The 18,516-nt window shown below is 51.5% G+C and carries 24 protein-coding genes; 6 read left to right on the top strand and 18 right to left on the bottom strand.

Annotated elements, in window-relative coordinates:
* Nucleotides 1–16: 16 nt before the first annotated feature.
* The 8 genes from fabG to VA597_RS07120 all read right to left on the bottom strand — a co-directional run bounded on the left by fabG (nucleotide 17) and on the right by VA597_RS07120 (nucleotide 5,796).
* Nucleotides 17–757 carry a 3-oxoacyl-[acyl-carrier-protein] reductase gene (gene fabG / locus VA597_RS07155; RefSeq protein WP_128742094.1) on the bottom strand — a complete coding sequence of 247 codons (741 nt, stop codon included), beginning with the start codon at nucleotides 755–757 and terminating at the stop codon, nucleotides 17–19.
* A complete protein-coding gene (locus VA597_RS07150) occupies nucleotides 744–1,673 on the bottom strand; it encodes an ACP S-malonyltransferase (protein ID WP_128742093.1) in 930 nt (309 codons plus the stop codon). Before VA597_RS07150 ends, fabG begins: the two co-directional genes overlap by 14 nt.
* On the bottom strand, nucleotides 1,661–2,608 hold the full coding sequence (locus VA597_RS07145) for a nitronate monooxygenase (RefSeq protein WP_128742092.1): 948 nt from the start codon (nucleotides 2,606–2,608) through the stop codon (nucleotides 1,661–1,663). The genes VA597_RS07150 and VA597_RS07145 overlap by 13 nt, the downstream gene beginning before the upstream one ends.
* Before the next feature lie 4 nt (nucleotides 2,609–2,612).
* Nucleotides 2,613–2,834 carry an acyl carrier protein gene (locus VA597_RS07140; protein WP_128742091.1) on the bottom strand — a complete coding sequence of 74 codons (222 nt, stop codon included), beginning with the start codon at nucleotides 2,832–2,834 and terminating at the stop codon, nucleotides 2,613–2,615.
* Nucleotides 2,835–2,852: 18 nt separating this feature from the next.
* Nucleotides 2,853–3,815, bottom strand: a complete 963-nt coding sequence (locus VA597_RS07135; RefSeq protein ID WP_128742090.1) for a beta-ketoacyl-ACP synthase III — start codon at nucleotides 3,813–3,815, stop codon at nucleotides 2,853–2,855.
* The gene (locus tag VA597_RS07130; protein WP_164918981.1) at nucleotides 3,816–4,277 is read right to left on the bottom strand and encodes a MarR family winged helix-turn-helix transcriptional regulator; all 462 of its coding nucleotides are present in this window, start codon (nucleotides 4,275–4,277) and stop codon (nucleotides 3,816–3,818) included. It lies immediately after the preceding gene.
* A gap of 247 nt (nucleotides 4,278–4,524) precedes the next feature.
* The gene (locus tag VA597_RS07125; RefSeq protein WP_128742088.1) at nucleotides 4,525–5,157 is read right to left on the bottom strand and encodes a manganese efflux pump MntP; all 633 of its coding nucleotides are present in this window, start codon (nucleotides 5,155–5,157) and stop codon (nucleotides 4,525–4,527) included.
* Between the two features lie 330 nt (nucleotides 5,158–5,487).
* Nucleotides 5,488–5,796 (bottom strand): hypothetical protein, encoded by a 309-nt coding sequence (locus VA597_RS07120; RefSeq protein ID WP_326975592.1) that lies wholly within the window; start codon nucleotides 5,794–5,796, stop codon nucleotides 5,488–5,490.
* Nucleotides 5,797–5,847: 51 nt separating this feature from the next.
* On the opposite strand from VA597_RS07120, the gene VA597_RS07115 reads away from it, so the two are divergent.
* A complete protein-coding gene (locus tag VA597_RS07115; RefSeq protein WP_128742087.1) occupies nucleotides 5,848–6,576 on the top strand; it encodes an NAD-dependent protein deacylase in 729 nt (242 codons plus the stop codon).
* Nucleotides 6,577–6,728: 152 nt separating this feature from the next.
* A complete protein-coding gene (locus VA597_RS07110; RefSeq protein WP_128742086.1) occupies nucleotides 6,729–7,505 on the top strand; it encodes a polysaccharide deacetylase family protein in 777 nt (258 codons plus the stop codon).
* A 22-nt stretch (nucleotides 7,506–7,527) separates the two neighbouring features.
* Here the strand turns inward: VA597_RS07110 and VA597_RS07105 are convergent, their stop codons facing one another.
* Nucleotides 7,528–8,493, bottom strand: a complete 966-nt coding sequence (locus tag VA597_RS07105; RefSeq protein ID WP_128742085.1) for an IS30 family transposase — start codon at nucleotides 8,491–8,493, stop codon at nucleotides 7,528–7,530.
* A gap of 296 nt (nucleotides 8,494–8,789) precedes the next feature.
* Between VA597_RS07105 and VA597_RS07100 the strand changes: the two genes are divergently transcribed.
* Both VA597_RS07100 and VA597_RS07095 read left to right on the top strand, forming a co-directional pair.
* Nucleotides 8,790–9,329 carry a hypothetical protein gene (locus VA597_RS07100; protein ID WP_128742084.1) on the top strand — a complete coding sequence of 180 codons (540 nt, stop codon included), beginning with the start codon at nucleotides 8,790–8,792 and terminating at the stop codon, nucleotides 9,327–9,329.
* Between the two features lie 101 nt (nucleotides 9,330–9,430).
* The gene (locus tag VA597_RS07095) at nucleotides 9,431–9,625 is read left to right on the top strand and encodes an alpha/beta-type small acid-soluble spore protein (protein ID WP_128742083.1); all 195 of its coding nucleotides are present in this window, start codon (nucleotides 9,431–9,433) and stop codon (nucleotides 9,623–9,625) included.
* 235 nt (nucleotides 9,626–9,860) lie between these two features.
* On the opposite strand, the gene VA597_RS07090 is transcribed toward VA597_RS07095, so the two are convergent.
* The gene (locus tag VA597_RS07090) at nucleotides 9,861–10,103 is read right to left on the bottom strand and encodes a hypothetical protein (RefSeq protein ID WP_128742082.1); all 243 of its coding nucleotides are present in this window, start codon (nucleotides 10,101–10,103) and stop codon (nucleotides 9,861–9,863) included.
* 241 nt (nucleotides 10,104–10,344) lie between these two features.
* Here VA597_RS07090 and VA597_RS07085 point away from each other — a divergent pair, with 241 nt between their 5' ends.
* Nucleotides 10,345–10,557 carry a cold-shock protein gene (locus tag VA597_RS07085; protein WP_128742081.1) on the top strand — a complete coding sequence of 71 codons (213 nt, stop codon included), beginning with the start codon at nucleotides 10,345–10,347 and terminating at the stop codon, nucleotides 10,555–10,557.
* Nucleotides 10,558–10,886: 329 nt separating this feature from the next.
* On the opposite strand, the gene VA597_RS07080 is transcribed toward VA597_RS07085, so the two are convergent.
* Nucleotides 10,887–11,780 carry an SDR family oxidoreductase gene (locus VA597_RS07080; RefSeq protein WP_128742080.1) on the bottom strand — a complete coding sequence of 298 codons (894 nt, stop codon included), beginning with the start codon at nucleotides 11,778–11,780 and terminating at the stop codon, nucleotides 10,887–10,889.
* Nucleotides 11,781–12,051: 271 nt separating this feature from the next.
* Between VA597_RS07080 and VA597_RS07075 the strand changes: the two genes are divergently transcribed.
* The gene (locus VA597_RS07075; protein ID WP_128742079.1) at nucleotides 12,052–12,996 is read left to right on the top strand and encodes a glycosyltransferase family 2 protein; all 945 of its coding nucleotides are present in this window, start codon (nucleotides 12,052–12,054) and stop codon (nucleotides 12,994–12,996) included.
* 155 nt (nucleotides 12,997–13,151) lie between these two features.
* On the opposite strand, the gene VA597_RS07070 is transcribed toward VA597_RS07075, so the two are convergent.
* The 7 genes from VA597_RS07070 to sigG form a co-directional block, all read right to left on the bottom strand.
* Nucleotides 13,152–13,793 carry a helix-turn-helix transcriptional regulator gene (locus VA597_RS07070; RefSeq protein WP_128742078.1) on the bottom strand — a complete coding sequence of 214 codons (642 nt, stop codon included), beginning with the start codon at nucleotides 13,791–13,793 and terminating at the stop codon, nucleotides 13,152–13,154.
* A gap of 133 nt (nucleotides 13,794–13,926) precedes the next feature.
* On the bottom strand, nucleotides 13,927–14,475 hold the full coding sequence (locus tag VA597_RS07065; protein WP_326975591.1) for a flavin reductase family protein: 549 nt from the start codon (nucleotides 14,473–14,475) through the stop codon (nucleotides 13,927–13,929).
* A gap of 251 nt (nucleotides 14,476–14,726) precedes the next feature.
* Nucleotides 14,727–15,272, bottom strand: coding sequence for a M48 family metallopeptidase (locus VA597_RS07060; protein ID WP_128742076.1), 546 nt, complete (start codon nucleotides 15,270–15,272; stop codon nucleotides 14,727–14,729).
* 75 nt (nucleotides 15,273–15,347) lie between these two features.
* The gene (gene tsf / locus VA597_RS07055; RefSeq protein ID WP_128742075.1) at nucleotides 15,348–16,262 is read right to left on the bottom strand and encodes a translation elongation factor Ts; all 915 of its coding nucleotides are present in this window, start codon (nucleotides 16,260–16,262) and stop codon (nucleotides 15,348–15,350) included.
* Nucleotides 16,263–16,311: 49 nt separating this feature from the next.
* A complete protein-coding gene (rpsB, locus tag VA597_RS07050; protein ID WP_128742074.1) occupies nucleotides 16,312–17,055 on the bottom strand; it encodes a 30S ribosomal protein S2 in 744 nt (247 codons plus the stop codon).
* Nucleotides 17,056–17,202: 147 nt separating this feature from the next.
* The gene (locus tag VA597_RS07045) at nucleotides 17,203–17,496 is read right to left on the bottom strand and encodes a YlmC/YmxH family sporulation protein (RefSeq protein WP_128742073.1); all 294 of its coding nucleotides are present in this window, start codon (nucleotides 17,494–17,496) and stop codon (nucleotides 17,203–17,205) included.
* Between the two features lie 166 nt (nucleotides 17,497–17,662).
* A complete protein-coding gene (gene sigG / locus VA597_RS07040) occupies nucleotides 17,663–18,433 on the bottom strand; it encodes an RNA polymerase sporulation sigma factor SigG (RefSeq protein ID WP_128742072.1) in 771 nt (256 codons plus the stop codon).
* Nucleotides 18,434–18,516: the final 83 nt, after the last annotated feature.

The following is an 18,516-nucleotide window of genomic DNA, read 5'->3' as shown; positions in this document are numbered from 1 at the left end:
TCCTTTCCCGGCGGCCTCACATGCAGAGGCCGCCGTCCACCCGAATCACCTCGCCGGTGATGTACCCCGCGAGGTCCGAAGCAAGGAAAAGCGCGAGATTCGCGACATCGCCCGCCTCCCCGATCCGCCTCATCGGAATGGCTTTCAGAATATTCTCTTTTGCCTCCCGGTTCATCTCTCGGGTCATCGAGGTATCGATCAGTCCGGGTGCGATCGCGTTACAGGTCACGTTCCGTCCGGCAAGTTCCCGGGCAACCGATTTGGTCAGCCCGATCAGCCCGGCCTTGGCGGAGGAATAATTCGCCTGCCCAACGCTTCCGGTCAGCCCGGAAGCCGATGAAATGTTAATGATCCTGCCCGCCCGTCTCCGGGCAAAGATCATATACGTCTGGCGGATCATATGAAACGCGCCCTTCAGATTCACATCCAGTACGCGATCGAAATCCTCGTCCTTCATCTGCGGAACCAGAAGGTCCCTGGTAATTCCGGCGTTGTTGACCAAAATATCGATTCCGCCGAAATCGCACTGAATCCGTTTGACCGTATCTTTTACATCGTCGGAACAGGAAACGTCGCAGCGGAAAGAAGACGCCTTCCGTCCCAGCGCGCGGATCCGTTCGCAGAGTTCTTCCGCCGCTTCGCGGTTTCCGGAATAAATCGCTGCGATATCGGCTCCCTGCTCCGCGAACCGAAGGGCGATTTCCCCACCAATCCCTCCGGAAGCACCGGTAATCACCGCTGTTTTATTCTTTAACATGATTTTCCTCCATGATCTGCCGGACCGTCTGCTCAAGGCTTTCCGGGTCCTCCGCGTGGAAAGCGTTCCCATGCGGCAGAATTCTGCGGATCAGCCCACACAGCGTGGTCCCGGGTCCGGCCTCCACAAACGTGTCAAAACCGGCCGCAGCCATGTTTTCTATTGTCTTCTGCCAAAGCACGGGGCTTTTCACCTGACGTGCGATCAGATCCGCCGCGTCCGACCCATAAGGTTCCGCCGTCACATTGGAATAGAGCGGCATCGCGGGCTTCTTCAGGGAATACCGCTTCAGTTCCTCTGCAAGCCCGTCGGACGCCTCCGACATCAGCGGGGAATGAAACGCTCCGGAAACGGCGAGCCGGACGGCTTTTCCTCCCGTCTGCGCCGCCAACGTGCAAAGCGCGGAAACCGCTTCCGCCTCCCCGGCCGCCACAAGCTGGCCCGGGCAGTTGTAGTTTACCGGCCAGACGCCGGCCTCTTTGCAGATGCTTTCCGCCCGGGTTGTCCCCAGCCCCAGAAGCGCCGCCATCGCGCCGGGCCGCTTCCGGGAACACTGCCCCATCAGCTCCGCGCGCCTGCAGACCAGGCGGAACGCATCTTCATCGGAGAGAATTCCCGTGAAGGCGAGGGCCGCGATTTCCCCCAGCGAAAAGCCGGCCGCTCCGCTTGCATCGACGCCGGATTCCCGCAGCGCCGCGGCACAGGCCAGGTCGACAGCAAAGACGCAGGGCTGTGTGTTCTCCGTTTGAGAAAGCTCCTGCTTTGTCCCTTCAAAGCATTGGCGAAGGGTTCCCGGACGGACGCGTTCCGCCGTTTCAAAGACGGAACGAGCGGCCGGGGAGGTTTCATAAAGCTTTTTTCCCATACCGGGGCGCTGCGCGCCCTGGCCTGCAAAGATGACCGCTAGCCGACCCATCTCGTTCCCCCGCGCAGAATTGCTTCCGCTTCCTCGAACATCTCCGTTATGATCTCTTCTGCGGGCTGTTCCTTCGTCACCAGGGCCGCCGACTGTCCCGCCATAAAGCAGCCGTTTTTCTCATCGCCTTCGCGGGCGGCAAGGCGCAGTGCGCCGACTCCAAGGGCCTCGATCTCCTTCACGTTCGTTTCGGGGTCGTACTCCTTCGCGAGGAAGTCGCGCGAAAAGGCATTTTTCAGGCAGCGCACCGGGTGTCCGAGGCGTTTGCCCGTCGTGACCGTGCCGATATCTTTGGCCTTTAAAATGCGGTTTTTATAGTTTTGGTGCACAGTGCACTCCTTAGCCACTAAAAAGCGAGTGCCAACCTGCACGCCGACCGCGCCGAGCATGATCGAGGCCGCGATGCCGCGGCCGTCTGCGATGCCCCCCGCCGCGATAACCGGAACATGGACACAGTCGCACACCTGAGGGACCAGCACCATTGTCGTCAGGTCCCCGACGTGTCCGCCGGATTCTCCTCCCTCCGCGATGACTGCGGCCGCCCCCGCGCGCTCCACATGCCGCGCGACGGCCGTGGAAGCGACGACCGGAAGCACGCGGATGCCCGCTTTGCCCCACTCTTCCATATAGCGGGCGGGGTCGCCCGCACCCGTCGTCACGACGGCGACCCTTTCCTCCGCCGCAACGCGGGCAACCTGCTCCGCAAACGGGCTTTGCAGCATGATGTTGACGCCGAACGGCCGGTCCGTCATGGTCCTGGCTTTTCTGATTTCCGTCCTGAGCCATTCGTCGCTGGCATTCATGGCCGAAATGATCCCGAGGCCGCCGGCGTTCGATACCGCCGAAGCCAGCGAGGCGTCCGCGATCCACGCCATCCCCCCTTGAAGGATGGGGTAGCGGATCCCCAAAAGTTCGCAAAGCGGTGTGTGTATCATGGCATTACCCCATTTTTTCTTCAATCAGTTTCACGATGTCTCCAACTGTCTTGAGCTTTTCATCCATCTCGAGCGAAACATCGAATTCGTCCTCGAACTGCATGATCAGGTCGACCGTGTCGAGCGAATCGAGCCCAAGCTCTTCCAGCGTGCTTTCCGGTTTGACGGCGGAAACGTCGATTTCCTTGTGCTCTGCCAAAATCTGTGCCACTTTTTCAAATACCATTTGAATTTCCTCCAGTAATTAATTTTTATCCCAGCGGACGATGCAGGAACCCCAGGTCAGTCCCGCGCCGAACGCACAAAAAAGCAGGGTGTCCCCTTTTTTCAAGCGGCGGCTCCGGTTCAGGCCGTCAAGCAGGATCGGGATGCTCGCCGAGGAGGTGTTGCCGCACTCCGCGTAGTTGACTGGAAATTTTGCCTCTGGCTGACGCAGCCGTGTCCGGGCCGAGTCGATGATGCGGCCGTTTGCCTGGTGAAGCAGAAAATAATCCACGCCGTCCGCGCTGATTCCCGCTTCCCGAACGGCTGCTTCGATCTCATGCTGGACGGCGGTCACCGCAAATTTAAAAATCTCGCTCCCATTCATGCGGATGCAGTGTTCTTTCTTCTCCCCGTCCCAGAACGGGCCGGAAATCCCCTCCCCCGGAATGTTCAGGTTCTCCCTCTGGCCGCGGGCGCCAACCCGTATGCCGAGCAGAGAGTCGCCTTCGGACAGGACGACCGCACCAGCGCCGTCTCCGAACAGCACACAGGTGCTCCGATCCTCCCAATCGATAAAACGCGAAAGCTGTTCCGCGCAGACAATCAGAATACGGCGGGCCATTCCGGAACGAAAGTAAGCGGCGGCGGCGTGCAGCGCATAGAGAAACCCCGTGCAGCCGGCGTTCAGATCAAAGGAGGGACAGCCCGCGCCGAGATCCTGCTGCACCATACAGGCGAGGGACGGCGAGATATCCTCTCCCTGCACCGTCGCACACAGGATCAGATCCAGCTCGCCGGCAGAAAGGCCCGCGTCCTCCAAAGCCAGCCGTGAAGCCTGTGCCGCAATGCCCCGCTGGCTCTCCCCTTTGACGAAATGTCTCTTGCGGATCCCCGTGCGCGTGGAAATCCATTCGTCGCTCGTATCCACGAATTTGGTGAAAGCATCGTTGCCGACGGATAACGCGGGCAGGCAGCTTCCGGTCCCGGCGATTGTAAAACTCATCTATTTCTCCATTTCCGCGCTCTTCCTCTTAAAGAACGCATCCAATTTGAAAATTCCCCTCGCCAATATCTGCTTTTCCTCTTCGGAAAATCCCGAACTGACCTGGCGCACCATCTGCCGGTGAAAATAGCGGTGCGCATGATCGACCTTGCTTCCCTGCTTGGTCAGGATAACATACACCATCCGGGCATCCTCGCCGCTTTTTTTCTTTTGGACATACCCTTTTTTTAAAAGCTTGTTGATCGCCACGGTGACAGAAGGAAGCGTGATGTCGAGTTCCTGCGCGAGTTCACTGATGGTTCTGCCCTGCTCCCGGTTTTTCCCGACGGCTTCCAGAAGATGCAGTTCGCTGATGGAAAGGTCGATCTTTGTGCTTCTGAGCGTATCTTCCTCCACTTTGAGGATAGAGCGGAACGTATCCACCAGAAGTTCGTTGAGATCTTTTTCAAACGAGTCCAGCACGATCGTTCCCCCTCCCGTCTAATTAGTTTGATTATCTAAGTTTATATCACGGCATCCTGAATTTGTCAAGCCCTGATTCCTCTTTGATGCCCGCAAAGAGAAAGCGGAATGGTTCGGCCCCATCCTGTCTGACACGGCAGCGGCGGAACTATAAAGAGCGGGAGCGGCGGCAAACCGCCTCAGTTCCCCGCCCCGTTTTATATCAAGAATGCTGGTTCGAATTAGCTGAAGGCTGAATCCCTTTATTTTAAAGTCTGATGATCCCCATATGTTCAAGCAAAATTTTCAAACCAATTAAAACCAGTATCATGCCGCCGGCAAGCTCGGCTTTCGATTTGAATTTCATGCCGAATATATTGCCGATTTTCACACCTATCATAGACAAAATGAGTGTGACGATTCCAATGTATAAAACCGCCGGGGCAATATTAACATCAAGAAAAGCAAATGATACGCCTACCGCCAACGCGTCAATGCTTGTGGCAAGTGAAAGAGGCAGCATTTCAGCAGGTCTCAAGGAGGCTTCCCTCCTATTTGGGCGCTCTCCGCCGGGACATTCCCTGTCCGTGCATATTTCAGCAGGACATTCCCTGTCTGCACATCCTTCTTTTTTAAAGCTTTCCGCAATCATTCTACCGCCAATAAAACAGAGCAGGGTGAATGCGATCCAATGATCGAAAGTGATTATCTTATCGGCAAATTGTGTGGCAAGCATATACCCGATAAGCGGCATAATCGCCTGAAAAAAGCCAAAATACATGCCGACAACCAACGATTTTCTAACGGTTGCCTTAGGCATGGTCAGCCCGAAACAAACGGCTACGGCAAAAGCATCCATTGAAAGCCCGACAGCGATGAGGAATAGTTCCAATAGATTCATGACATATTCTCCCTTACAAAGTGTGATTTGCAAAAGAAAAACCCAAGCAGCACTCATACGAGCGTATACTTGGGCTTTAACCACAATAAAAAAAGGCCATGTATAGCTGTAAAAGTTATACATGAGTCTCGTCTTTTAAGACAAGCCAGACCGTTGACGATCAGTATGTTGACTTGCCGCGCACATTTGCGCTAACTACTCCCTCACGGGTATTTTCAATTTATAATAAGTATATCATGATTTTCTGTAAAGGTCAAGCCAAAGCGAGAAGACGCCAAAACAGGGCAGTAGAACACCGCTTTCCGTAAATGCACCGACGCCCGGGAACTTTCACAACGGATGGTGGCAAAACCGATTGATCACATCAAGCATCATGCCGAAAGGGCAAACGGCAAAATCGCGCAGGATCTTTTTCAACTGTATCGGCGTGTTTGAGGTGCCGTAACGGGAGAACCCCGGAATTGGAAACCCTCGGAAACGCAAAAGGAACAGCGTTAAGCTGCCAGGACGAACGAAAAGCCAGGATTCCGAAGCGGATAGAACCCCTGAAAACGGACATTGCGAAACTCGCCAACGCAGGATCACAGAACTGCGGCAGGGTGGAATTTTCTTGCTGATTCCGCTTGCTTTTTCCCTCATTTGCGAATAAGATAAAAGAAAAAGCCGGCAAATGCTTTGGAGGGATGGTTTATGACGGACACGGAACAACTTCAGCAGATGATCGACGCAAGCAGCCGTATTGTTTTTTTCGGCGGTGCGGGTGTTTCGACGGAAAGCGGGATTCCCGATTTCCGCAGCGTGGACGGGCTGTACAACCAGCATTACAATTACCCGCCCGAAGTGATGCTCAGCCATGGCTTTTACGAAACCCATCCGAAGGAGTTTTTTGATTTCTACAGAAACAAAATGCTTTATCTCGACGCGCAGCCGAACCCCGCACACAAAAAACTGGCGGAGCTGGAGCAAGCCGGAAAGCTTTCCGCAGTGGTGACGCAGAACATCGACGGCCTCCATCAGAAAGCTGGGAGCAAAACGGTCTATGAGCTTCACGGTTCCGTTCACCGCAATTACTGCCAGCGCTGCCACAGGCTTTATGACGCGGAATTCATGCTGCAAAGCTCTGGAATCCCCACTTGCTCCTGCGGAGGCGTGATCAAGCCGGATGTCGTTCTTTACGAAGAAGGACTGGATCAAGACACTCTTTACGGTGCTGTGGACGCCATTCGCCGCGCAGACATGCTGATGATCGGAGGAACCTCGCTGGCCGTTTATCCTGCCGCCGGACTCATCGACTATTATAAGGGCCACCGCCTGGTATTGATCAATAAAACCACTACGCCGATGGATGCAAAAGCAGACCTTGCCCTGCGCGGCAGTATCGGCGAAATTCTTGGCCAAATCAAAGTTTCCGTCGGCTGACAGAAAATCATGCCCCGATGTCCGCTTGTTTGCGGACATCGGGGCATTTCATGGTCAGTCAGCGGCTCATGCGCTTGATTTCACTTTTTTGATAAAACGGTTTTATGTCTTCTCCTTTCGCATATATTTTGAACAGAAAGGGGAAATAGACTATGCATGTCATTACTGTAACCCGCAAGCGGCTGCTGACCATCCTGTTCGGTGTTCTGGCAATTGTACTGGCCGCAGCAGCAGGCGTGCGCGGGATTCAGGCTGTTCAGGCTTCGGCTTCCAAGCGTCTTCTTCCGATCTATAATGTAAAAACAGAGGAGAAAAAAATCGCGATATCCTTTGACGCGGCCTGGGGGAATGAAGAAACACAAACACTGATCGACATATTAAAGGAATACAATGTAAAAACAACCTTTTTCGTTGTGGGCGCATGGGTCGACAAATACCCGGATTCCGTAAAAGCCCTGGCCGCTGCGGGGCATGAAGTATGCAATCACTCCGATACCCACCCGCACATGCCAAAGCTGTCTGAGAATGACATGAAAAAGCAAATCTCGTCCTGCAACGACAAAATCAAGGCGGTCACCGGCGTCAGCCCGATTCTGTTCCGCCCCCCTTACGGCGATTACAACAACCCCGTGATAAAAACAACGCAGGATCTTGACATGTATGCGATCCAGTGGAATGTTGATAGTTTAGACTGGAAGAATCCCACTCCTCAGCAGATTATCGACCGCGTGACTACAAAAGTAAAACCCGGTTCCATTGTTTTGTTTCATAATGGAGCAAAAAATACACCGGCGGCCCTTCCGACCATCCTGAAAACACTGCAGTCGCAAGGATACACGATCGTGCCGGTTTCCCAATTGATTTTAAAAAGCAATTATACGATTGACCAGGCCGGAATGCAAATTTCAAACCCCTCAGCAAAAAAATAGCTTATCGCTTAAGGGTGAATTGTCAAGTGAAGTGCAACAGATAAGAAGAAATGACTTCAGCAGGAGTTTTCCAATTCAAACATTTACGCGGGCGGTCGTTGAGACGCTCCATGACAAATGCCACGGCTTCTGGGGTAAGTTCTGTAAAACGGGTTCCTCTGGGGAAAAACTGACGAATCAATCCGTTCGTATTTTCCACGGTTGGCTTCTGCCACGGAGAGGCTGGGCGAGTGTAATAATACAACGCTTCAAAGCGGCTCTCAAATTCACGGTGGCAGTTGAATTCGATCCCTCGATCCGACGTTACCGTGCGGAGCGGAACCTTTCCGCCTTCAAAGAAGAACTCAAAGCCCCGCATGACTTCTTCCCGTCTGATGTTGCGCAGGACGGCCAGGCAGCAGTATCGACTTTTTCGGTCGGTCACATTCAGCAAATAAGCGCGTTTTGCTTGTCCGAACACGATCGTGTCAGCTTCCCAGTCTCCAAGTCTCTTTCTGCGTAGAGCTTCTTTGCTTCTCTCCCGGATTTCCCGCGCCCCGGCCTTGTACCCACGAGTTTCTCCATGCTGACGGCCATAGTGACGCAGTTTCATCGTAAGTTGTACGGAACGTGGCAGCAAGTCCGCGCGTAGCCACCGATATATGCTGCTGTGCGAGATTTTCATGTCCCGGTCATCCGGATAGTCTAACCGGATTCTTCCGGCAATTTGTTCGGGCGACCATGACAATTCAAGCTTTTCGGATATGTAAGCTGTCAGACGTGGGTTTTGATACAGCCTCTTCCGGCGGCATTCCATTCGCCGTTCAAGGTACCGGGCCCGTGCCGGAACGCTAAGATATTTTTGTCCCGAACGGTTCCTCTTGATCTCCCGGCTGATTGTGCCCGGATCCCTTTGCAACCTGCGTGCAAGCTGCCTCATACTGATCCCGTTATTCCACAATTGGGCTATCAATGCGCGCTCTTTTGGTGTAAGATGGTGGTAGTCCATAAAAAGCCTCTCCTTCAGTGGTGTCTTTTCAACTCCTACTGTATCATGGATTTGGCTTTTTGTGGACTCTTTCTACCCTCCTGTTGCACTTGCTATTTTAATTCACCTAAGTGCGAAAAGACCCGCCGGCATTGTCGGCGGGTCAAAAAATATAGATCCTAAATATTTCGAAACGCATGTCACGTTTCCAAAAATACCGGCGTTATGGAACACTCCTGGCGGTAATTGCCTTACATAATTAAAATGTCACGGCAAATACTGTTTTCAGAAATATCGATAACAGAGGCATTGGATTCATGGTAAATATTTTTTTATGCGGAGATTCAAAAGACACTTCGGCAACACAGGCCTTGATTGCCGCCCTGCCAAAGTACGGCGGAGTGAGATATTCCGGTCCGGATCGCGTTTTTGAACGTGGTCCCGGTCCGGAATATTTCCTCTATGAATATGAAAAAATACCAAAAATTGAATTAAGGCAGGGAATCGCCCTTTTAAAAAACAGCACGCTCCCACAGGACCCGATCTCATTCCCACCGGATTTTTTATGCGTTCTTGAGTCTAAAAATGTCCGTGCCGCCGCACTTTTGAAGGGTTCGGGGACCGCCGCTGTCACTTGCGGCACAAGCTCAAGGGAAACGCTCAGTATCGCGGGCCTGGAGGAAGGCACCGCCGCGCTGAGTCTGCAGCGCACACTGAGGACCCTTGACGGGAACATGCTTGAGCCACACGATTTTACCGTGAAATTTTCAGAATCCCGCAGCCCGCATCAGCTCCTTATGGTGTGCGCCGCTCTGCTGATTTCGGGAGTGGATTCATCAAAGGGTTATATTATTTGAAGTTGAAAAAATTTACATTCATAAAAAAGAAACCACAACGCAAAATAGTAAAGCAAACGCAAGGGAAATGAAAATAGATTAAATGAAGGAGTGTTGCTTTTATGTCTAGTAGTAACAAACACGTCGTGCCGGAAGCCCGTGAAGCTCTTGATAAGTTTAAGATGGAAGCTGCGTCCGAAGTCGGCGTAAACCTGAAGCAGGGCTACAACGGAGATCTTTCCACGAAGGAAGCCGGTTCTGTCGGCGGCCAGATGGTTAAAAACATGATCAAGAAATATGAGGAAAGCATGAAATAACTTTTCTCCGACTCATCTTCCCGCATTTTAAGCGTCACCCATTGGGGCTGACGTTGTCGAATAAAGGAACCGTCTCAAAATATCCGTAAGGCTATTGCGAGGCGGTTTCTTTTTATTATTGCTTCATAAATTAAAACCGCCAGCTGGTGGTTTACTTTTCGCTGAAGCTACAGAAAATGCCGGTCCCGCGGCGCGCGGGACCGGCATTTATATTCGGGCTGAAACAAATATCCGCTCAGGTGTTCTTGCCTCCGACTTTATGATGACGAAGAGATTTCTTACGGATTTCAACATCATCGATCTGTCTTGGCGCCGGAACCGAATATAGATCGGAATAGGATTCCGCCTCATCTTCCGTAGCCGGAAGCGACGGCATCAAACCGGTGCAGTCCATGGAGGAAGCGACAGACTGTTCGTCCATAAAAGAGACATCGTCTTTCAATTGCAGTTTTCTTTCTTCTTTTTTATTCTGTTCCATTTTGTCCTCCTTCCTTTTCCGGTAGTTTTCCCGGATCCGGATCAAATAAACGAAATTTCGAAAAAGCACTGCGTAAATTAGTTTGACAAAAGATAGATTTTATGTTAAGATAATAAACGTCTTCTAAATGTGCCAATGGAACTCACATCTTTATGTAAGTCATTGAACGTTTAATGATTTGCTCGGGATGTGAGTTTTTAGTTTCACATTAGGACATACTACTATCGGAGGTGCTTTATTAATGAATAAAGGCACAGTAAAATGGTTTAATGCGGAAAAAGGTTATGGATTTATTTCCAACGACGATGGCGGCGAAGATGTGTTCGTACACTTTTCTGCTATTCAGTCTGACGGATATAAGACTCTTTCCGAAGGTCAGAAGGTCTCTTATGATACCGAAACAGATGCCCGCAACGGCAAGCTGCGCGCGGCTAATGTGACCGTGATCGAGTAAACCAGCCCAAGCCCTGCGTTGCGCGGATCATGACCGCACAATTTTAAAAGGCAATCATACTGGCGCGCTTTCACCACATTGAATCAGCATTCCATTCGCATTCTTCCACGGGCCGCCGTTAAAGCGGCCTTCTTTTTTTGCCTTGAGACAAAATTGGTTTCCCAGCACAAGACTCTCCGCCAATTTCCAGCCAGACCGGTCGGGATGAGAGCTTGTTTATACGTTCTAAGAAAAGACCTTCTTGTTCGGAATGAAGCGGCTATCCCGCTTCCATTCCAAACGAAAGAAGGTTTTCTCTTAACCTCGGTTTCCGGGCTCGCCCTTTCAGATCAGCTTTCCGTAATCGCGCCGCAGTTGACATGAAGCACCTGACCGGTCATACAGGCTGAATCGTCGGAAGCGAGGTACACGTAAGCCGGCGCAATTTCAAACGGCTGCGCTGCACGGCCAAGCGGCATATTTTTGCCGAACTCGGAGACTCTCTGCCCATCGAAACTGGAGGGAATCAGCGGCGTCCAGACCGGCCCGGGCGCCACGGCGTTGACCCGGATCCCTTTCGGCGCAAGCGACTGGGAAAGCGACCTTGTAAAGGAGACAATGGCCCCCTTGGTCGCGGAATAATCGATCAGCGTAGGGCTGCCCTGATACGCAGTGATCGAAGTGGTGTTAATGATAGAGCATCCTTGACCCATGTGAGGCAGGGCCGCCTGAACCATATAAAAGCAGCTGAAAAAGTTAGTCTCAAATGTGTTCTTCAGTTGTTCGGAGGAAATCTGCCCAATCTCGTTTTGCGGAAACTGAACAGCGATATTGTTGACTAAAAGGTCGATCCTGCCGAAGTCAGATATCGTTTGGTCAATGACCTGTTTCGCGCAGAGCTCCTGCCGCAGGTCGCATTTGACCGCCGTGCAGCGCCGGCCCGCGGCTTTCACCATCTCACAGGTCCTGTCCGCGTCCTCTTGCTCCTCCAGATAAGCAATCACAATGTCCGCGCCTTCTTTTGCGAAAGCATCCGCAACCGCTTGTCCGATTCCGCTGTCCCCACCCGTAATAACCGCGACGCGTCCCTGCAGTTTTCCGCTGCCGCGGGCGGCCGGATTGTCGGTTACCGGCTGAGGATTCATCTGCTGCTGGCGGCCGGGCTGCCTTTCCTGGTGCTGAACCGGAAAATCTGTAGGTGTCGCCGCCGGAGCGTTTTGATAAGGACTTTTTACGTCTGCCATCTTGGAATCCATCCTCTCTTTTTATTTCTACAGAATTTATCGAATTTGTTTCTTCAATAGCTTTGCCTTTTCCCATGAAATCATCCTTAAACGAAAAAATGCCGCCCCTTTCGGGACGGAATCGAAAGGAGCAGGATCTCTGACCCTATATGTCCGCAGGCTGAATCGAATCCAAAATGGAAAAATCTGTGAAAAAAGAATGAATGCCTGAAGTCAGTTTTGAATGTTTTCCCAAACATTGGGAAAAATAATCGTGAACAGGAGGCGGCACATGGACAGAATCGCAGTATTGATACCATGCTATAATGAAGTGCGTACGGTGGCGAAGGTCATTGAAGATTTCAAGCGGGAATTGCCACAAGCTGTCATCTATGTTTATGACAACAATTCGACCGATGGAACAGACCGCGCCGCAAGGGAAGCGGGAGCCGTTGTCCGCTACGAATACCGTCAGGGGAAGGGACAGGTGATTCGCAGCATGTTTCGCGACATCGACGCCGAATGCTACCTTATGACCGACGGAGACGACACTTATCCGGCGGAATGCGCAAAAGAAATGGTTGGTCTGATTTTGAATAACCAGGCGGAAATGGTGATCGGAGACCGTCTTTCGGCTACCTATTTTGAGGAAAATCCACGTCCGTTTCACAACATCGGAAACACACTGGTGAAAAAGACCATCAATTTTCTTTTTCATACAAATGTCAGTGATATTCTGACCGGCTACCGCGCTTTCAGCTACGAGTTTGTCAAAACATTCCCGGTTTTATCGAAAGGATTTGAAATCGAAACGGAAATGACAATCCACGCACTCGACAAAAATCTCGGAATCTCAAGCGTCGTTGTCCCCTACCGGGACAGGCCCGCCGGCAGCGAATCGAAACTGAACACCTACTCCGACGGCGCCAAGGTCCTGCGAACGATTTTTCGTCTGTACAAAAACTGCCGTCCTCTTCCCTTTTTCGGATTTGCCGCGGCATTGATGCTCTTGATCGGCGTGATTCTGATTCTTCCGGTTTTCGTTGAATATTTCAGAACAGGGCTTGTCCCCCGCCTCCCCACCTTGATTGTCAGCTGCTTTTTGACACTAGGCTCCATCCTTTCGTTTTTCTGCGGATTGGTCCTCGACGTGTTGGTACAAAAAAACAAGCAGGATTTTGAATTGCGCCTGAACGAATGCCACGAGATGCGCCGGATGCGCCGGATGCGCCGTTAATCGGATAATTCTCTTTCCCAGCGAAACACAGGCAGAAAAATGCGCTTTATTTGGTTTTAACGGCCGAATAAAGCGCATTTTTATTCTTGATTTGACATGATGGGATCCCTTCGCAAGAGGGCAATTACACCGCACGGCTCGCTGATAGCGAAATCTTACGTTTTCTCGGAATTGATGTAGCGGTAAACGGTGGGCTCAGAAATACGCAGCTGACGCGCGATTTCCGCAACCGCGCCCTTCATGCGCAAAACTCCCTGGTTCTTCAGCTTGATTACGATCGCTTCCTTCTCGCTTTTCTTAAGGCGGTCAGGCAGCGTGCACGATTCGCTGATTGCCGCACGCACCATGTTTTGTAAGATCATGGACACCGGAGCATCCAGCACTTCCTGAACTTCTTCCGAAGGCATGACCAGATTGTACTGCTTCTTCAACAGTTCAAACGCATTCTCCGTCTGAGTCAGCAAACTCATGTCCCGGTTGACGCAAAGCAGACCGACAAGACGGTCCCCATTTTTGATAAAAAAGGTACTGGACATAAAATTTTTTCCTTTGCCCGCTCCGGTATAATTCGAAATATAATCGCTATCCTGATAAGTTTTATTTGTGACGATATCTCTGGCAAAATCAGTCATCGGACTGCCGATCTCCCTGCCGGAATGGCAGCCGCCCGCGATGGCGACAACCGCCCTCTCCGGCGTTGAAACGTCATTCAGCAGTACTTCGCAGCCCGGACCGCACAACTCCGCGAGAAAGGAAATGAGAGGGTAATAGCTGTTCAATAATTCACTGTCTGTCATATGAGCGAACCTCCTGAGATCACTGCACCTAATTGATAGTATAACATATTTTATCGGTATTGCACAGAAAAATAATAGCACTCGGCAAAAAAATTAAATCGAATCACAACCCTGCCAGAAATCAGCAGGCATTTCAGACCCCGGGCGGAAGTTTGTCTTCCATTAGGCCCCGCAGGTTGACGGTCTCTCCGTCTACAACAAAGGTGCCGTCGCCGTTGGCATGAAAAGTCCGCCGTTCTTTCCGTTCCCTGTCAATCCAGGCCTTAACCCCCTGCAGGACAAAAATACCTTGAGATTCCAAATAGTCCGTGACACGGTATTCGACGCAGGCAAGGCACTCTGAAATCAGAGGAGCATGCACACTGGCGGCCGGCAAAGGAGTCAGACCGAATTTTTCGAATTTGTCCACCTCACAGCCGGAACAGTCCCCGATCGACACCGCTTTTTCCGCAAGATCGATTGCAGGAACCGCCAGGACGCATTCTCCAGTATGTGTCAAAGCCTGAAAGGAATAATTCCATGGACCGGTCGTCAGGGCGATCTTGGGGGTAAAATCCATTACCATGTGCCATGTGATGGTCATGATGTTATTCCGCTCGTGATCCCTGGTTGTGACCAGCATTACCGGCCCCGGCTCAATCAGCATAAACGCTTTTTCCAACGGCAGCTCTGTCATCGGCATTGGCAATACCCCGCCTTCCTCATTTAAGATGCTCCCAATGTGTATGCACTATCAGAAAAACGCTTTGGCGATCATTTTACTGACTTTATCCATATTTTAGCACCTGGATACCGGCAGAACAATAGCAAACACGGAATTTAACCTCTGCGACCTGTGCTTTTGTCCTTAAACCTTAACGCCGTTCACGGCCGGTGCTCAGTGAAGCGATCCCCGGTAAACGAATCGGCACAGGGACGCCAGGATCACGCGGGTCATAAACCGATTTTCTGCTGGCTTTCCCTGAGGAGGGCGATTCTCCGCCGGAAATCCGGAAGATACCGTTCAACCTCCCGGTAAAACTCCGGCCCATGGTTTTTGACCCGTATATGGGCGAGTTCGTGCACAACAACATAATCGACGGCTTCCGGGTCCAGAAGGATCAGCCGATAAGAAAAGCACAGGCTGTTTTTTGCGCTGCAGGAGCCCCATCGGGTCTTGGCCGATGTGATTTTGATCCCGATCGGGCTGACACCCATTATTTTACTGTAATGCCGCACGCGGCCGCTCAGATAAACCTGAGCCCTCTGTTTCAGGGCAGCCGTCTTTTCCGGCGTCAGCATCAGCGCCGCCTCCCGTGCGGCGCGCTCTTTCCAGAGAGAAAGCTGTCTTTCAATCCATTCCTCATGTCTCCGGACAAAAGACTCTATTTCCTCACTTTCAAGAAATAGAGGGGCTCTGACCAGGACAGCCCCATCTCTCGTAATCGAGAGGGACAAAGTCCTCCTCTTTGATCTTTCGATCCTCAGCGTATGACTCATTTTCCGTCTCCCAGCAAATAGACAAAAGCAGCGCAGAATTCTCTGCGCTGCTTCATCCGTTGATTCGGGCAATTTCTATTTAATCATGCCCGCAACTTCATCCGCAAAATTGTCCTGCCGCTTTTCAAGGCCCTCGCCCTTTTCATAACGGGCAAAGGCAGCAATCTTAATCGTTCCGCCAAGCTGTTTCGCCGTTTGATCGGTGTAATCCTGAATAGTCAGTTTATCATCTTTCACATAAAGCTGATCGACCAGGCAAACTTCCTTAAAGAATTTTTTCAACCTGCCGACAACAATCTTCTCCGCAATCTCAGCCGGTTTGCCGGAATCGATAATCTGCTGCTTCAAAATTCCCTTTTCATGCTCGACCACATCCGCCGGCACACTCTCTTCGTTAAGATACTGCGGCACAATCGCGGCAATCTGCATGCACACGTTTTTGGCGTATTCCTTAAATTCGGGTTTCGCGGCGACTTCGGCGGCCGTATCAAATCTTGCGAGAACGCCGATTTTTCCTTCCGCATGAATATAGCCGCCGAGAGCTCCTTCCATGCGCTGGAAACGGCGGATTTTAATATTCTCGCCGATTTTTAGAATTTTTTCCTTCAGGATCGCGTCGACCGTTTCATCGGAACCGGAAGCCTTGCAGGCTAAAAGAGCCTCCACATCGGCCGGGTTCTGTTCCATCACGGTGTCGGCGCAGGTCTTGACAAAACTCTGAAACTCCGCATTTTTGGCGACAAAGTCCGTCTCCGCGTTCACTTCAATCACCACGCCCACGTTGCCGGCCTCATTCAGGTCGACAAAGGCAATGCCCTCGGCCGCGACGCGGTCAGCCTTTTTGGTTGCGGCGGCAAGACCTTTTTCACGAAGAAAGTCTATTGCCTGATCCATATCGCCGCCGGAAGCATCCAGCGCCTTCTTACAATCCATCATCCCGCAGCCGGTCTTCGCGCGAAGAGCTGCGACATCTTTCGCAGTAAAAGCCATCTTTCAAATTCCTCCGCTTCATCAGTACGTTAATTGGTAGAAAAACAAATTATTCCGCAGCGCTTTCTGCCGGTTCGTCTTCCTTTTCCGCAGCAGCAGCCGCTCCCATCCGTCCTTCTCTTCCCTCAATAATGGCGTTCGCCATCGTTTCGGAAATCAGCTTTACGGCGCGGATTGCGTCGTCGTTGCCCGGAATAACGTAATCGATTTCATCCGGGTCGCAGTTCGTGTCGACGATCGCCACAATCGGAATATCCAGTTTTCTTGCCTCCGCAACGGCGATTCTTTCCTTGCGCGGGTCTACAATGAACAGCGCGCCGGGAAGGCTCTTCATATCCTTAATGCCTCCGAGAAACTTTTCAAGCTTCTCGATTTCAAGCTTTAATTTACCGACTTCTTTTTTAGGAAGCAGCTCGAACGTTCCGTCTTCCTCCATCGTCTTGAGCTGGTTCAGGCGGTCAATCCTGCGGCGGATGGTGCGGAAGTTGGTCAGCATGCCGCCCAGCCAGCGCGCGTTGACATAATAGGCGCCGGCGCGTTCCGCCTCGTTTTTAATGGATTCCTGAGCCTGCTTCTTCGTTCCGACAAACAGGACCGATTTTCCATCCGTGGAAAGGTCGCGCACAAAATTATACGCATCCTCCAGTTTACGGACCGTTTTCTGCAGATCGATGATATAAATGCCGTTGCGTTCCGTGAAGATGTATTCCGCCATTTTCGGGTTCCATCTTCTGGTTTGATGTCCAAAATGGACACCTGCTTCCAAAAGCTGTTTCATGGATACTACTGCCATAGCTAAATCCTCCTTGGTTGTTCCTCCGCCGCGCTTAAATTTGGCTCTCCACCCTTTCGGGCACCCGGGCCTGGCATCGGCGTGTGTTTTAGCGGGAACATTATAGCATACAAACGGGCTGAATACAAGCTTTTCCACTGAAAAGGATCACTTGAACCCCAGAAAAGTCGCGAGGCTGTGCGAGGAATTTTTCACTTTGAGATAATTGTTGTAAGATACCAGGATCGTGTCATCCCCGATCACCTGAATATCCTGCCAGCGAATCACAATGTCATCCTCGCGGCCGAACAACCCGAAAAAACGCAGGCGTCCGTAGATGACGATTGCAATTACCCTGGCATTTGCCGTGTCGAACTCCATATCTCCCACAGTGCCAAGGCGCATTCCGTCCTTAATATTGATGACCTCTTTCCGGCGCATATCAACCATCCTGCAAGTCATTTTCCCACCTCCTGTATCCTATTTTTATGCCGGAAAAGAGTTTTATTTGATTGAGGAGGCAAGAAATGTTACAATGGATTATAATTTTTTTAGTTTTTATTGAAAAACATGATTACAAAAATGAGAAAGGCCTCCGGTGATTCCGGCCTTCCCCAATGTTTTATCGTTATATCTCTTTTTTTATCTTATCCAGAGCAGCCTTTTCCAATCGCGAAACCTGCGCCTGGCTGATCCCGATCTCCGAGGCAACTTCCATCTGCGTTTTCCCCTGAAAATAACGCATCGAAAGAATATTTTTTTCCCGGCCGTTCAGATTTTTGATGGCTTCCTTGAGTGCGATCTCATCCAGCCAGTTGTTGTCGTCATTGTTGTCGCCGACCTGATCCATCACATAGATGGTGTCCCCGCCGTCGGAAAATACCGGCTCATACAGGGAAACAGGTTCCACGACGGACTCCAGGGCCACGACAACCTCTTCTCTGGGCAGCTCAAGCTCCTTCGCGATCTCCTCCACCGTCGGCTCCCTGCTGTTCTTCGCCATCATTTTCTCCTTGACCTGCATCGCCTTATAGGCGGTGTCCCGCAGAGAGCGACTGACGCGGATGCTGTTGTTATCGCGGAGATACCGCCGGATTTCCCCAATAATCATCGGTACGCCGTAAGTGGAAAAACGGACGCCCTGACTGATGTCGAAGTGGTCGATCGCCTTGATCAGGCCGATGCAGCCGACCTGAAACAGGTCGTCCAGATTTTCCCCCCGGTTGGTGAAACGCTGGATTACGCTTAAAACAAGCCTCAGATTCCCGCTGATCAGCTCGTCGCGCGCTTTCATATCCCCGTCTTTCACGCGGCGGAGAAGCTCCATTTTCTCCTTTTCGGTAAGAACTTTCAGCTTGGAAGTGTTGACCCCGCAGATTTCAACTTTATTGTACTGCACTTCACATTCCCTCCGTCCGCCGCATTTCATTGTCATTATTACCATGAATGCGGAGGATCATGCAGGGCATAACAGAAATATTC

The sequence above is a fragment of the Caproicibacter sp. BJN0012 genome (genome assembly GCF_035986805.1).
In the GTDB taxonomy this organism is placed as follows: domain Bacteria; phylum Bacillota; class Clostridia; order Oscillospirales; family Acutalibacteraceae; genus Caproicibacter.
The sequence above is the reverse complement of the archived record's forward strand: the minus strand, read 5'-3'. Positions and strand labels throughout refer to the sequence as shown.